This window comes from Streptomyces sp. NK15101 (genome assembly GCF_020400725.1).
Lineage (GTDB): Bacteria > Actinomycetota > Actinomycetes > Streptomycetales > Streptomycetaceae > Streptomyces.
The window spans coordinates 91,722-105,081 of the sequence record NZ_JAINVG010000018.1; the positions used below are offsets into that span (position 1 = coordinate 91,722).

Annotated in this window: 15 protein-coding genes and 3 pseudogenes; 9 read left to right on the forward strand and 9 right to left on the reverse strand. The window is 73.8% G+C overall.

Annotated features, from left to right (window positions below; all coding sequences use genetic code 11):
• Window positions 1-93: 93 nt before the first annotated feature.
• The 4 genes from K7G60_RS13025 to K7G60_RS13040 all read right to left on the reverse strand — a co-directional run bounded on the left by K7G60_RS13025 (window position 94) and on the right by K7G60_RS13040 (window position 3,008).
• Window positions 94-546 (reverse strand): DUF5709 domain-containing protein, encoded by a 453-nt coding sequence (locus K7G60_RS13025; protein WP_225801023.1) that lies wholly within the window; start codon window positions 544-546, stop codon window positions 94-96.
• 44 nt (window positions 547-590) lie between these two features.
• Window positions 591-758, reverse strand: coding sequence for a hypothetical protein (locus K7G60_RS13030; RefSeq protein WP_225801024.1), 168 nt, complete (start codon window positions 756-758; stop codon window positions 591-593).
• A gap of 333 nt (window positions 759-1,091) precedes the next feature.
• The gene (locus tag K7G60_RS13035; protein ID WP_225801025.1) at window positions 1,092-1,616 is read right to left on the reverse strand and encodes a hypothetical protein; all 525 of its coding nucleotides are present in this window, start codon (window positions 1,614-1,616) and stop codon (window positions 1,092-1,094) included.
• A gap of 48 nt (window positions 1,617-1,664) precedes the next feature.
• Window positions 1,665-3,008 (reverse strand): hypothetical protein, encoded by a 1,344-nt coding sequence (locus K7G60_RS13040; protein ID WP_225801026.1) that lies wholly within the window; start codon window positions 3,006-3,008, stop codon window positions 1,665-1,667.
• Between the two features lie 94 nt (window positions 3,009-3,102).
• Between K7G60_RS13040 and K7G60_RS13045 the strand changes: the two genes are divergently transcribed.
• The 3 genes from K7G60_RS13045 (at window position 3,103) to K7G60_RS13055 (ending at window position 6,099) form a co-directional block, all read left to right on the forward strand.
• On the forward strand, window positions 3,103-3,705 hold the full coding sequence (locus tag K7G60_RS13045; protein ID WP_225801027.1) for a TetR/AcrR family transcriptional regulator: 603 nt from the start codon (window positions 3,103-3,105) through the stop codon (window positions 3,703-3,705).
• A gap of 187 nt (window positions 3,706-3,892) precedes the next feature.
• A complete protein-coding gene (locus K7G60_RS13050; RefSeq protein WP_225801028.1) occupies window positions 3,893-5,005 on the forward strand; it encodes an ABC transporter substrate-binding protein in 1,113 nt (370 codons plus the stop codon).
• A 155-nt stretch (window positions 5,006-5,160) separates the two neighbouring features.
• Entirely contained in the window at window positions 5,161-6,099 is a 939-nt protein-coding gene (locus K7G60_RS13055) for a DUF2382 domain-containing protein (protein ID WP_225801029.1), read from the forward strand.
• A 60-nt stretch (window positions 6,100-6,159) separates the two neighbouring features.
• On the opposite strand, the gene K7G60_RS13060 is transcribed toward K7G60_RS13055, so the two are convergent.
• A complete protein-coding gene (locus K7G60_RS13060; protein WP_225801030.1) occupies window positions 6,160-6,543 on the reverse strand; it encodes a VOC family protein in 384 nt (127 codons plus the stop codon).
• A 370-nt stretch (window positions 6,544-6,913) separates the two neighbouring features.
• Here K7G60_RS13060 and K7G60_RS13065 point away from each other — a divergent pair, with 370 nt between their 5' ends.
• The gene (locus K7G60_RS13065) at window positions 6,914-8,407 is read left to right on the forward strand and encodes an IMP dehydrogenase (RefSeq protein WP_225801031.1); all 1,494 of its coding nucleotides are present in this window, start codon (window positions 6,914-6,916) and stop codon (window positions 8,405-8,407) included.
• A gap of 164 nt (window positions 8,408-8,571) precedes the next feature.
• Here K7G60_RS13065 and K7G60_RS13070 read toward each other — a convergent pair whose 3' ends face one another.
• The gene (locus K7G60_RS13070; protein ID WP_225801032.1) at window positions 8,572-9,057 is read right to left on the reverse strand and encodes a YfbM family protein; all 486 of its coding nucleotides are present in this window, start codon (window positions 9,055-9,057) and stop codon (window positions 8,572-8,574) included.
• A gap of 95 nt (window positions 9,058-9,152) precedes the next feature.
• Here K7G60_RS13070 and K7G60_RS13075 point away from each other — a divergent pair, with 95 nt between their 5' ends.
• The 3 genes from K7G60_RS13075 to K7G60_RS13085 all read left to right on the forward strand — a co-directional run bounded on the left by K7G60_RS13075 (window position 9,153) and on the right by K7G60_RS13085 (window position 10,970).
• Window positions 9,153-9,641 (forward strand): hypothetical protein, encoded by a 489-nt coding sequence (locus tag K7G60_RS13075; RefSeq protein WP_225801033.1) that lies wholly within the window; start codon window positions 9,153-9,155, stop codon window positions 9,639-9,641.
• Between the two features lie 78 nt (window positions 9,642-9,719).
• The gene (locus tag K7G60_RS13080) at window positions 9,720-10,295 is read left to right on the forward strand and encodes a GNAT family N-acetyltransferase (protein WP_225801034.1); all 576 of its coding nucleotides are present in this window, start codon (window positions 9,720-9,722) and stop codon (window positions 10,293-10,295) included.
• 78 nt (window positions 10,296-10,373) lie between these two features.
• Complete coding sequence (locus K7G60_RS13085; protein WP_225801035.1) at window positions 10,374-10,970, forward strand: hypothetical protein; 597 nt, start codon at window positions 10,374-10,376, stop codon at window positions 10,968-10,970.
• Window positions 10,971-11,027: 57 nt separating this feature from the next.
• Here K7G60_RS13085 and K7G60_RS13090 read toward each other — a convergent pair whose 3' ends face one another.
• On the reverse strand, window positions 11,028-12,005 hold the full coding sequence (locus K7G60_RS13090) for a zinc-binding dehydrogenase (RefSeq protein WP_225801036.1): 978 nt from the start codon (window positions 12,003-12,005) through the stop codon (window positions 11,028-11,030).
• A 131-nt stretch (window positions 12,006-12,136) separates the two neighbouring features.
• On the opposite strand from K7G60_RS13090, the gene K7G60_RS13095 reads away from it, so the two are divergent.
• Complete coding sequence (locus K7G60_RS13095) at window positions 12,137-12,481, forward strand: helix-turn-helix transcriptional regulator (RefSeq protein ID WP_225801037.1); 345 nt, start codon at window positions 12,137-12,139, stop codon at window positions 12,479-12,481.
• 21 nt (window positions 12,482-12,502) lie between these two features.
• Here K7G60_RS13095 and K7G60_RS13100 read toward each other — a convergent pair.
• A pseudogene (locus K7G60_RS13100) lies at window positions 12,503-12,622 on the reverse strand (RidA family protein); the annotation flags it as partial.
• A gap of 14 nt (window positions 12,623-12,636) precedes the next feature.
• Here K7G60_RS13100 and K7G60_RS13105 point away from each other — a divergent pair.
• A pseudogene (locus tag K7G60_RS13105) lies at window positions 12,637-12,885 on the forward strand (LysR substrate-binding domain-containing protein); the annotation flags it as partial.
• Between the two features lie 94 nt (window positions 12,886-12,979).
• Here the strand turns inward: K7G60_RS13105 and K7G60_RS13110 are convergent.
• Window positions 12,980-13,360: pseudogene (locus tag K7G60_RS13110) on the reverse strand (hypothetical protein); the annotation flags it as partial.

The following is a 13,360-nucleotide window of genomic DNA, read 5'->3' on the forward strand; positions in this document are numbered from 1 at the left end:
CGTTCCCCGCCGGCGTCATCCCCCACGGCCCCGTTCCCCGCCGGCACACCCCTCGCAGACGTCGCTCTTCGTCGGCGTCGCTCCCCCTCGGCGTCATTCCTCCTCGACGATGTGCATCGCGGCCTCCTCCGCGGAGGCCGCCCCGCCGGCCAGGCCGAGATCCCGGGCGTTCAGTTCCGACCGGACGGGGCCCGTGCCCTCGTCCTCGGACATCAGACGCCCCGCGCGCCGGCCGCCGACCTGGTCGTCCAGGAGTTCCCCGTCGGTGTCCGTCGTGTCACCGAGGCCGTCGCCGTCCAGGAGGGGAAGCTCGGGCTCCTCCTTCGCCAGACGCTCGTCCAGGGATTCCCCACGCTGCCGTTCGGCCGCGGTCTCCCCCGTGTGCTGGGCCCCGCGGGGCCGTTCCGGGGGCGAGTACCCCTCGTCGAACGGGTCGCCGAGCGGCCCCTCGAGGGTGTCCTCGTAGTCCAGGAGGCCGACGTCCTCCCGGATCTCGCTTCCGTCGGGCTGGTAGACGTCATCGCCCCACGCTTCCGCCTCGGTCATGGGGAACTCCGTTCCTTACGGCGGGACGACGGCTCGGCCTGGGTTCACTCCTCCCGTTCGAAGTCGGCCTTCGCCCGCTCCTCGTCGAGGTCGGACTGGGCCTGCGCGTACAGGTCGTGCACGAATCTCCGGGCGTCGTCGGGCGAGATGCCGACGCCGAGCCGGAGCAACCGACCCGTCCAGGAGCCGAGCGGGTCGTCGGGTTCGGTCATGGCGCCTCCTGCGGGGAGTGCGGTCGATGCCGGCCGTTCCGGGCGCGCGGCGGGTCGGGACGGAACGGCCCCGGACCGCTCTGTCGTCGTGGACCGGCCGGGAGGCGACCGCCGTCCTGCGCACGGACCGTGCGGCTTCGGGGCCCGGCCGACCTCGTGCGAGTCCGGGCCGCGCATCCCCGGTGCGGGGCGCCTCCGGCAGGCGTCGAATCCCTGTTGTCCCTTCCATCGTCCCCGCGTCCCGGGCAAACGCAACCCGGTGTGCGCGCGGCGGCGACGGCCGCGGCTCCCGACGGACGGCGTGTCGGCCGGAAGCACGCGCGACCGGCGTCGCTAACCGATCCACTCCCGCAGCAGCTTCTCCCGCTGTGCCGGGCGGGGCGTTCCGCCCTCCCAGGAGCGGCCCCACTCCGACATCGCCGCCAACGTCGTGGCCATCGTCGCGGCGCCCTCCGTGAGGCGGTTCAGGAGGGCGCGGGAGAGGTCGACCTCGGCCGGGGAGTAGCCGGCGGCCGCGGCCACGTAGGCCTTCAGCTCGTGCTCGCCGTCGTGCGACTCCAGGACCGTCGTCATCAGCGGCGGGGCTTCGCCCAGCCCTGTGCCCATGGTCATGGCCAGGTTCATCACCACGTCCAGGGCCACCTCCGTGACCACGCCGACCTGCCGCTTCAGGGACTTCACGGGGACGTCCGCCACCGTCAGGGCGCGCACGTCCTCCCACAGGTGGAGGCCGGACTGTCCGTCGCCGAGGGCCACCACGCCCTCAGGGGTCAGGCGTAGCCCGGGCGCCGAACCGGACGGCTTCGCGCCCACGTACACATCGCCCTCGGCGATCCAGAACAGGCCCACCATGGCCATGGCTTGCTCACTTCCCCCGACGACGGCACACCGCCGCCGTGTCACACGTCAAAAGATCAGGTCGCCCTCCGGAACGCACGGAAGGGCCGGGAAGTTCCCCCCTTCCCGGCCCCGTGCGCGGCCCTCGCCTCCGGGCGGCGGCATCCCCGTCGTCGCCGGTCCGCGACGCGGCCGGCCAGGCACGGTAGCCGCGCAGGGCCACCCGCTGCTTCCGGTGCTCGGAGACGAGGGCGATCGCCGGGTGCGCGTCCGGCCCGGGGTCGTCCCCCGCGGGCGAGGCGGCGCATCCGGTGACGGACCTTCGCCATGGAGGCGGCCGAGGCGAGGGCCTTGTCCGACCAGGTCACGGGCGCCATCCGGCGGTCGGCCTCGCGGCCGGTCCTCCAGCGGTCGGGGAGGTCCGGGGCGACGGCGAGGGCGGTGCCCATCCCGACGACCGCCACGCCGCTGCCGAGGACCCGCTCGGCCGTGGCGCGCCGGGTGATGCCGCCGGTGAGCATCAGCGGGAGGGAGCTGGTCCTGACGAGGTCCCGGGCCAGGTCGAGGAAGTAGGCCTCGCGGACCTGGGTGCGGTCGCCGGGGGCGGCCGGTCATGGCGGGGCTCTCGTAGCTGCCGCCTGAGAGTTCGACCGGGTCGACGCCGAGGGGTTCGAGCATCTCGATGACCTGGCGGGCGTCGTCGGCTTCGAAGCCTCCGCGCTGGAAGTCGGCCGAGTCGAGCTTCACCGCGACCGCGAAGGACGCCGAGACGGCCGCGCGGACGGCACGGACGGCGTCGAGCAGCAGCCGGGCCGGGTTCTCCGGCGACCCGCCCCACCGGTCGGTGCGCCGGTCGACCAGCGGGGACAGGAACTGCGACAGCAGGTAGCCGTGGGCGGCGTGGGCCTCGACGCCGTCGAAGCCCGCCTCTTCGGCGCGGCGGGCCGTGACGGCGAACCGGACCACGGTGTCCTCGATCTGCCGCCGGGTCATGGCGGTCGGGCGGCCGAACCGACCGCTGTGCCGACCCAGGTCGACACCGATGCCGGAGGGGCCCCACACGACGCCGGGCATGCCGGCGGCCACCTGGCGGCCGGGGTGGTTGATCTGCACCCAGACGGCGGCGCCACCGGACTTTCCGGCCTCGGCCCATGCGGCGAACGGCTCCAGGGGCGCGTGCTCGTCCAGTACGACTCCGCCGGGGCCGGTCAGCGCTTCGACGTGCACCATCACGTTGCCGGTGATCAGCAGTCCGGTGCCGCCGGCCGCCCAGCGCCGGTACAGCGACAGCAGCCGTCGGTCGGGAAGCCGGCCGGCGCCGGCCATGTGCTCCTCCATGGCGGCCTTCGCGATGCGGTTGCCCATTGTCCGCCCGGAGCGCAGGGGCAGCGGCGAGAACAGCTCGCTGGCCATTCCGGTTCCCTCTTCCATGCCGTTCCCTTAGAATGTGTGCGCCATAAACATTAAGCCCCGATGTAAGCGGCGCAAACATAAAAGAGTGTGACCCATGCCGCAAACCGGCACGTATCATCACGGCGATCTGCGCGCCGCCTGCCTGAGCGCCGCGCGGGAACTCCTGGAGGAGGACGGCGGCGCCGGGCTGTCGCTGCGCGCGGTCGCCCGACGGGCGGGCGTGTCCGCCACGGCCCCCTACCGCCACTACGCGGACCGAGACGCGCTCGTCTCCGCCGTCGCCGCGGAGGGCTACCGCGAGCTCGCCCAGCACCTGGCGGCGGCCCACCCCGCGCCCTCGACCCCCGAGGACCTGGCCTCCGTCGCCGTCGCCTACGTGCGGTTCGCGCTCGACCACCCCGCCCTGTTCCGGGTGATGTTCGCGGAGCCCTGCGACCCGAGCAGCGAGGAACGGGTCGCGGCGACCGGCGTCATCACGGCGTACGTGCGCGGCATCGTCCGCGACACGTTCCCCGGCGCGGACGAGACGGGTCCCCTCCCGACCACCGTGTGGGCACTCGTCCACGGCCTGGCGTTCCTGCACCTCGACGGCAAGCTCGACGCCTCCTCCCCCGAGGCGGTCTCCACCCAGGTACGGGCCGCCGTGCACGCCCTGTTCACCGCCTCGCCGGCGCCGCCGTCCGCGCCGACGGCATGACGACGACGTCCGGCGGCTCGGCGCGCGGATAACCGCTTGCCCACGGGCGCCGGCCCTGGTTCCAATGACCGGCACGATCACCCGGGCGCGCCCGCCGCGGCGGGACGCGGGGAACACGGACCGCCGTCCCCGGCCGGCGCGGTCCGGGCGGACCGCGACCGCACCGTCCGAGGGAGACGCCACCCCGATGAACACGCCACCACCGCCGTCCGGAGCCCGGTCCACGGACGGGCCGCCCGTCCGCCTGGGCGCCCTCGTCCCACTGACGCCGCCCGGCTGGGTCGAGGCGGGCCGACACCTCCTCGCGGGGCTCGACCTGGCCGTGCGCGAGGTCAACGACGCGGGCGGGATCGACGGCAGACCGCTGGAACTGGCGGTCCGGGACACCGCGGCCGATCCGGAGCGCGCCTCCGCGGCCGTGGCCGAACTGGCGGGCCTGGGCGTGGCCGCCGTCGTGGGCGAGTACCACAGCGTCGTCGCCCGCGCCGCCGCCGCCCGGGCCGACGCCCTCGGCGTGCCGTTCCTCTGCTCGTCGGCCGTGCTCGACGCCCTGACCGAGGAGTCGACGGAGTGGGTCGCGCGGCTGGCCCCCGTCCAGTCCCGCGGCTGGCGGAGCTACGCGGACTTCCTCCTCTCCACGGGCCGGCACCGGATCGCGGTGGCGACCCAGCCGAGCGTCTACTGGGCGACCGGCACCCGCATCCTGCGGGATCGCCTCGCCTCCCGGGGCGGCACCGTCGTGGAACTCGACGCCACCGCACTCGACCCCCGGGCCCTGTGCGACGCGCTCGTCGACCACGGGGCCGCGGCGCTCCTCCTGCTGGTCGGCAGTCCGGAACCGGCGGTGCCGATCGTCAGGGCCGTCCGGGGCGACCGGCGGCTCGCGGACCTGCTGGTCGGGGCTCCCGCCGGGCAGCCGGAGTTCGCCGGATGGGCCGCGGCGCTGGGGGCGGACGGCGCCGGCATCCCGTTCCTGCGCTATCTGCCGGAACAGCTCGGGCCGCTCGGCGACCGCGTCGGGGAGGAGCTCCGCGAGCGGCTGGGCGAGGCTCCGTCGTTCGTCGCCTTCGAAGGCTGGGACACCATCACCGTGCTCGCCGCGGCGCTCCGTTCCCACGGTACGGACCGGGCGGCCGTCGCCGGGGCGTGGCCGCGCGTGACGGTCGAGGGCACGCGCGGACCGATCCGGTTCTCCCGCACGCCGGGCACCGGCGTGTGGCAGTGGGCCTGGGCGCCCGTCCGGGTCGTCGACCGGGACCCGGCGGATCCCGGCCGCTTCCGCGTGCTCCACACCGGCTGAGAGCGGCCCGGCGTCCGGCCGGCCGGACGCCGGGCCGCTCTCACTTCAACGGTCAACTGGACACAAGTCAATCAAATTAAGGGCGATTTATGCGATTGCGCCCGGTTCCTCCTGGCTAGTCGCAGGATGACCACGACCACGCCAGGAGGGTGAACATGATCGCCCAGGAACAGATCCCCACCATGCTGGATCATCCCGTGTACGACACCGAGGGCAAGAAGATCGGCGACGCCAAGCACGTGTTCGTCGACGACGCCACCGGCCGCCCCGCATGGGTCACCGTCAAGACCGGACTGTTCGGCACCAGTGAATCCTTCGTCCCGATCAAGGACGCCTCCATGGTCGACGACCACTTGGAGGTCCCCTACCCCAAGGACCGGGTGAAGGACGCTCCGCACGTCGACGTCGACGGCGGAGGTCATCTCGACGCGAGCGAGGAGCAGCGCCTCTACGAGTACTACGGCATCGCCTGGGACGACGCGTGGCAGCGGGCGAACCAACCCGGCGAGGAGGGCTGGGCGCACGGCACCGCCGGCACGACCGGAACGGCTGGCACGACCGGAACGGCAGGCGCGGCCGGCATGACGGGCACCGCCGGCATGACGGGCACCGCCGGCATGGGCGACCGGGACGAAGACGCCCTCGGGCACAGGGACGCGGGGATGGCGCGTGGCGACGCCTCGGTCGGCGACGACGCCATGACCCAGTCCGAGGAACAGATGCACGTGGGCACCGAGCGGGTCGAGACCGGCCGCGTCCGGCTGCGGAAGTACGTCGTCACCGAAGAGGTACAGCAGACCGTGCCGGTCCGCCACGAGGAAGTACGCGTGGAACGCGAGCCCATCACGGACGCCAACCGCGAACAGGCCCTGTCCGGGCCCGAGATCTCCGAAGCCGAGCACGAGGTGATCCTCCACGAGGAGCGCCCCGTGGTCGAGACCCGGACCGTTCCCGTCGAACGGGTCGGACTGCGCACGGACGAGGTCACCGATGAGGAGACGGTCACCGGCCAGGTGCGCAAGGAACGCATCGAGGTCGAGACCGACGACGACACCGACATGCCCCACGACCGCGACGAGGGACGCGGCCACTGACCCGTACCTTCGGCCCCGCCCGTCCGGCCCGCACCCCGGGCCGGACGCGGCGCGGGAGCGTCAGGAGGTCCCGGCCGCCCGGTCGGACTCGCTGCGCAGAACGCAGAATTCGTTGCCTTCGGGATCGGCGAGGACCGCCCAGCCCGAACCGTCGGGATTCCGGTGGTCGGCGACGAAGGTGGCACCGAGGCCCAGCAGGCGCTCGACCTCCTCGTCGCGTGAGGTCTCGGGGCGCAGGCACAGATGGAGCCGGTTCTTCATCGTCTTGGCCTCGGGCACCTGGTTGAAGTACAGCACCGGGCCCTCCGCGAGCAGCACCTGGGTCTCCCGCGCGCCCGGCCCGTCCTCCGGGTGCAGCGGACGGCCCGTCACCCTGCTCCAGAACCGGGCCAGCTCATAGGCGTCCGCACAGTCGATCGCCACGTTCTGCAATACCGAAACCATGCGCGCGAGCCTTCCCGATCTTCACGCCGAACGCCACCGGATTGTGTCCGGGCGTCGCGGACGCGCTCCGCCGCGGCGGGCGGCTTCGCGGAGCGGGGAGGCCTTGCACGACGCCCCGCAGGGCTGCGTTAAGATCACGCATGGCGTCACGGAAGTCAACGCCTGTGTGACACCGCGTAGTTCGGATCCGGCGCGCCTTGCCACCGATCCGGCCGCGCGTGCGCACCGCCCCGCCGGGCGCGCCCGCTCTCAGGATGTCCAGAGCGCCCACTTCCGACAGTGCGCTCCCGGCCGGCATCGATCCGCACTGCCCGTACGAGCCTCGCCGTTCCCTCGTCGACCGGCGTACAGGCTCCTCGCTGGAGACGATGTGAAAATCCTTCCCGAAATCTCTCGTACGCTGAGTGAGTACCTCCTCATCCCCGGCCTGACCACGGAAGACTGCACACCCGACAACGTGGATCTCGGGGCGCCGCTGGTCCGTCACCGGGTCGGCGAGGAGCCGGGAATCCGGATCGCCACCCCCATGGTGAGCGCCATCATGCAGGCCGTGTCGTCACCGACGCTCGCGGTGGCGCTCGCCCAGGTCGGCGGGCTGTCGTTCATCCATCAGAACCAGCGGATCGAGGACCAGGCCGCGGACGTGCTGGCGGTGAAGCGGCACAAGGCCGGCTTCCGGACCAGCGAGGTCACCGTGGCGCCGACGACGCCCCTCGGCGAGGTCTCCCGGCGGTTGGCGGACACCGAGCAGGGTGTCGCCGTGGTCACGCGGAACGGGGAAGCGGACGGCGAGTTCCTCGGGATCATCAGCCTCGACGACTTCCACCTGGAGCGTCACGGAGCCTCCGAGACCGCCGGCAACCGGATGCGGGGCCGTGACGGCCTGGTCACCGCGCCGGCCACGGTCTCCCTGTCCGAGGCGAACGAGCTGATCTGGCAGCACCACCTGGACGTGCTGCCGGTGCTCGAGGACGGCCGGGCCGTCTCCCTCGTCCTCAAGCGGGACTACCAGGCCCACAAGACGTACCACCGGGCCACGGTGGACGGCGAGAAGCGTCTGCGGGTGGGCGCCGGCATCAATTCCCGGGACTTCAAGGACCGCGTCCCCGCACTGGTGGAGGCCGGTGCGGACGTGCTGTGCCTGGACTCCTCCGACGGCTACTCCGTCTACCAGGCGAGGACCGTCGAGTTCGCCCGGGAGACGTACGGGGACGACGTCTTCGTGGGTGCGGGGAACGTCGTCGACGGGCGGGCCTTCCGCTATCTGGCCGATGCGGGCGCGGCGTTCGTGAAGGTCGGGATCGGCGGCGGCGCCATCTGCACCACCCGGGCGCAGAAGGGCATCGGTCGCGGCCAGGCCTCGGCGCTGCTCGACGTGGTCGAGGCGCGCGACGCGTACGCCGAGGAGACCGGGGTGTACGTGCCGCTGTGCTGCGACGGCGGTCTGCTCAACGACTCGCACATGGCGATGGCGCTGGCCATGGGAGCGGACTTCATCATGCTCGGCCGCTACTTCGCCCGTCTCGACGAAAGCCCGTCGCGGAAGCTGCAGATCGGCGGGCAGTGGTACAAGGAGTACTGGGGCGAGGGCTCGCGGCGCGCGCAGAACGCGGCCCGCTACGGCCAGCGCGGCCGGATGGTCTTCGAGGAGGGCGTCGACGGCTACGTGCCCTACGCGGGCAGCCTGTACGACAACGTGGAGCGGACCCGGGCGAAGCTCACCTCGACGATGATCAGCTGCGGTTCGACGAACCTGCGGGACTTCCACCGCGACGCGGTGCTCGTGCCGGTGTCCGCGGAGTCCTTCAAGCAGACGGGCGCCGAGGTGCAGTTGCGCCGGCCCACCGTCGACGCGGGTGAGTGATCCGGCCGGCCGGGGCCGGGCCGCGGCCTGACCACGGCGGCCCCGCGCCCCGGCTCCCGCGAGGACCGGCGCGGGGCCGCCGTCGTGAGCGGACCCGGTCCCGTGCAGCGGCACGGCGCCACGGGATCGCCTCCGACGGGCCGCCAGGGGCCGTACGGCGGCCCTCAGGTGATCCACGTGACGACGGCGTCCCCGGCCAGGGCCGCTGCGGTCACGAACGCCACCAGGTTCTCGTAGTGCGCCCGCACGTACGCGAGGGCGTCCTCGTCCCGGGTCCATATCACGTCCGGGTAGATCCCGGCCTCGAAGAGCTCCTGCCGGGTCGCCGCCCCGGTGAGGGTCGTCCCGTCGATCCGGGCCAGTCCCTCGGCCGCGGTCCGGACCTGTGCGGGCGAGAGGTAGCGGGGCGGGCCGTACCCCCGGTCCGGAGCACCCGTCACCTCCTGCTCGCCGCACACCACCTCGACCGGGAGCCCGAGACGGCCGAGGAGGAACGACATCGCGTGCCAGGCCTTGTCGACGTCAAGCCGGAGCCCGTCCTCCCCGGCTTCGCCGATCGCGTCGACGAGCTGGCACCCGAGCGCCGGATCGTCGAGGGTCCGCTGCAGTTCCGCCGGAGCCAGGCGCGCGTACTTCCCGATCATTCCCATGGGACCGACCGTACGGGAGGCCACCGACAGCCCGAGGCCGCGAGCCGGCCGCTCATGCGGCGTCGGCCGCGCCGCAGGTCCTGGAGGATGCCCCCATGAGCGCTTTCTCCGATCCTCCCAGGCTCCGTCAGGTCCTGCCCGGCGAGTACCCGTTCTGGGACGCGGCCCTGGCCCTCGTCAACCGGGACCTCGCGGCGACCTTGCCGGGCCGGGGACCTCTGCGCCCGGTGGGGCTTCCCCCGTACCACGGGGACGAGAGCGAGGACGTCCGCATAGCCCTGGCCGACGGGGAGTGGCACGGCAACTCCCTGGATCCAAGCTCGGCCGACGATCCCGTTCTCGCCCTGTGGGCCGTCGCGGACGCCGCGCAGGAGACGGTCGTCGAGTGCCTCTGGCGGGCGTGGCCGCTCTGTGGGGAGCACGACCTCGGCATGCATCCGCGCGAGGCGGACGGGCGGCTGTCCTGGTGGTGTGCGGGCGGGACCGTCCCGCGCGGGCCCGCGCACGTCCGCGCGGCCGTGGGCGGCCTCGACGCTCTGGTGCGCCCGCACCGGCCGGACCGGAAGCGTCGACGGCAAGGCTGATCGCCCGCCCGGTCGTCGGTGACGACGGGCCGGGACCCGGGGCTCCGTCCGGTCCTCGCGACGGCTAGGCTGACGATCATGAAACCGGCCGTGCCCCGTGACGTACCCCCTCGGTTCACCGTCCTCGACGCCGTGGAGCCGGCGTCCGATCCGGCCCTGTGGGAACGGCTCGCGGACTCGGCCCACCGGATCCTGTCGGACCTGGTCGGCGGGGGTGCGGCCCTGGGCTGGGTCGAACCGCCGTCGCGGGAAGAGGTGACGGAGCTTCTGGACCGCGTCCTCTCCGCCGCACGGGCGGGGGACGCCGCCCTCCGGTTCGCCTACGCCGGCCACCGGCTGGTCGGGTTGGGGTACTGGCTCCGCCACGCCCGGCCGACCCATCGGCCGCACGCCGATCTCGAGAAGATCGCGGTGGACTCCGCCGCCCAGGGCCTCGGCATCGGCCGGGCGCTGACCGGCGCCCTGATCGCCGACGCCCGGGAGGCCGGGATCGAGGTCCTCACCCTGGACGCCCGGGGCGACAACGCCGGCGCCCTGCACCTCTACCGGTCGCTGGGCTTCACCGAGTACGGCCGCCTGCCCGACTTCGTCGCCGTCGGCGAGCGCCGCTACGACAAGGTCTTCTGCATGCTGGACCTCCGCCGCCGGGGCTGACCGCGGCCGACGTACTCACCTCGTCCCTGAGTACGGAAGCGGTGCCGCCGCCTCCGGGCCGGCTGCTGGAATGCGCCCATGACGACGACGCCCGCTCCCGCCCCGCACGCCTCCGCCCCCGCTCCGCGCCGCCGGGGCCGTGTCGTGGCACTGGTCGCGGGCGGGGCGGCGCCGGTGCTCCTCCTCGCGGCGCTCGCCCAGGGCTGCGGGTCGTCGGCGGGCGGTGCGGTCCTGTCGGAGACGGCGTACCGCGAGCACCTGCGGCACACCCGGGAGGCGGGCGAGAACGCGGTGCGGAGCCTGGGCGTCGACCCGGACTCCGTGATCAAGCGGAGGGAGACGGCCAACGCCTCCTGCAAGGACGACCTGGGCGTGGACCCGGACGGCGTCACCCGGGACCGGCCGACCGTCGACTGGACACCGGGCTTCGCGAGCGGCGCCGCGTACACGGCAGCGGTCGACACCCTCCGGAAGGAGTGGTCCGCGCGGGGGCTGACGGTGGAGGACCTCCCCGCCCCGGCAGGGGGCGAGCCGGGAGCCGGCCTGCCGGGGGTCCGGACGAAGGACGACCGCGGCATCGAGCTGTCCCTGCGTCCCGACCGGTACGACGGCGAACCGACCCTCACCGCCGACGGAGGGTGCGTACGGCACCAGGGGTACCTGACGGACTGGTAGGAGCGACGGCCCGTCCGGCGCGGCGGGGTCGGGGCCTTCTCCGGCGAGCGGGTCCGGTCAGTCCCCCACCCGCAGCAGGAGCTTGCCCGTGGAGCTGCGTCCGCCCAGGAGCCGGTGGGCCTCGGCCGCGTCGGCGAGGGGGAATTCGGCGGTGACGGGGAGGTTCACCGCCCCTTCGGAGACCGCGCGCAGGGCGCGCTCGGTCAGGGCGCGTGCGGCGGCGGGGGCCGTCTGGGCGAGCGTCAGCACGGAGAAGCCCGCGACGGAGTGGCCCTGGCCGTACAGTTCGGGCGGGCCGACCTGCCACGGGGCGCCGCCGCCGGCGTTGCCGAAGGAGACCAGGCGTCCGAAGGGGGCCAGGGCGCCCAGGCCGCGGCGGAGCGTCTCTCCGCCCACCGGGTCGAGGACGAGGTCGACTCCCCTGCCGCCGGTGGCCCGCCGGACGTCCTCGACGAAGGCGTCGGGACGGAAGACCTCGTCGTAGCCGTACTCCAGGGCGTACGCGGCCTTCGCCCCGGTGGAGGCCACGCCGTACACCGCCCCCGCGCCCGCGGCCCGGGCCAGTTGGCCGACGGCCGTGCCGACGCCGCCCGCCGCTCCGTGCACGAGGACGCTCTCGCCCTTGCGCAGCCTCCCCACCTCGTGGATCAGGGCATGCGCGGTCGGCAGGACCGTGGGGAGCGTGGCCGCGGTCCTCGCGTCCAGTCCCCCGGGGAGCGGGAAGACGGCGTCGGCCCGGGCGAGGACCACTTCGGCGTAGCCCCCTCGGCCGACGAGGGCGGCGACCTCCCGGCCCACCTCGACGCCGTCGACTCCCTCGCCGACGGACCGGACGCGGCCGGAGACCTCCAGGCCGGGCCGGTACGGCAGCCGGTCGACCCGGTACCCCTCGGTGCGCGCCTTGACGTCGGCGAAGTTGACCCCCGCCCAGGCGACGTCGATGGCCACCTGCCCGGGTCCCGGCCGGGGCGCCGTGGCCTCGACGGGTCGCAGCACCTCGGGACCGCCGTACTCGTGGAACTCGATCGCGCGCATGGGGGAACCACCCTTCAGGAGTGCTCGGACGGGGGCCCGAACGGAGTGTTCAACGAGAAGCGAACACTCGGACTGTATGATGGTCATCGAACATTGGGCAAGCGGGTCGGTCGCACGAGGGAGTGAGCGGGATGCCGGAGCAGCCTGGAGCCACGGGTCACCGTGCGGCGCCCGTGCACACGCACCCCGACGAGGTCACCCTCCTCACCGCGCTCTCCGCGCTCGCCGACCCCGTCCGCATCCAGCTGGTCCGCGAGCTGGCCTCCCGGCCCGACTGGACGCTCAGCTGCAGCAACTTCGACGTGCCCGTCGGCAGGGCCGCCAAGAGCCACCACTTCACCGTCCTGCGCGGCGCCGGCCTCGTCGAACAGCGCGATCAGGGGCCGAAGCGGCTCAACCGCCTCCGCCGCGAGGAGTTCGACGCCCGCTTCCCCGGCCTGCTCGAACTCACCCTGCGCGAAGACGACTTGGGCTGAGGTCCGAGGAAACCGCACCCCTCACGCGGTGGTCCGCCGCGCGTACACCTCGATCTCGATCCTCATACGGGGATCCGCGAGTCCGCACACGAGCATCGTGGCAGCCGGCCGGACCCCGCCGAAGGTGCGCCGCAGCACCGGCCGGCGTCGAGCAGTTGGCGGACTGCCCCTTCGTCCTCCTGCCCCGCGCCGTCGGGCCGCCGCTGTACGACCGGATCGCCGGCCTCTGCGCCACGGCGGGCTTCTCGCCCCGGGTGGTCCAGCACGCCGTGGAACGGCAGACCGTCTGCGCCCTGGTGGAGACCGGTCTCGGCGTGTCGCCGGCCCCGGAGAACGTCCGCCGCATCCGGCTCAAAGGCGTCGCCCACCGCAGGATCCAGCCCGGCGCCCCGTGCACCCGGGTCGCCGTCGCCTGGCGCGGGGATGACCGGAACCCCCTGGTCCCACGCCTCCTCGAGGTCCTCGTTCCCGGTGCGGAGGACCGTTCCTGGGAGGACGTCACCATCCGCCTTCGAAGAAGGCCAGGAGCGCCGGCCGCGGGGCGGCCGCCGTGGTCGTGTTCGCCACCGCGACGACGACCACGGCCACCGCCGCGAGTGCCGCGAGGGCACCGAACGATCCGAGCGTGCGCCTCGCTCGCCGCTCGGCCGGCTCCGTCCCCCTGAAGCGCTTCCACGACAGCACGCTCAGCACGGCGAGGACGACCGCCACGGTGGCGGCGATCGCGGCCATCGCCTCGTGGTAGCGGGCGAAGTCGCCGATCATCACGTCGAGGGCGCCCGGGGCACGGTCCCCCGCGCCCGGGGCGACGGCCAGGCGCTCTCCGACCTGGGCGAGCACGGCGCCGAGCTCGCCGTCCGTAGTCCCGGGCGCGCCGGT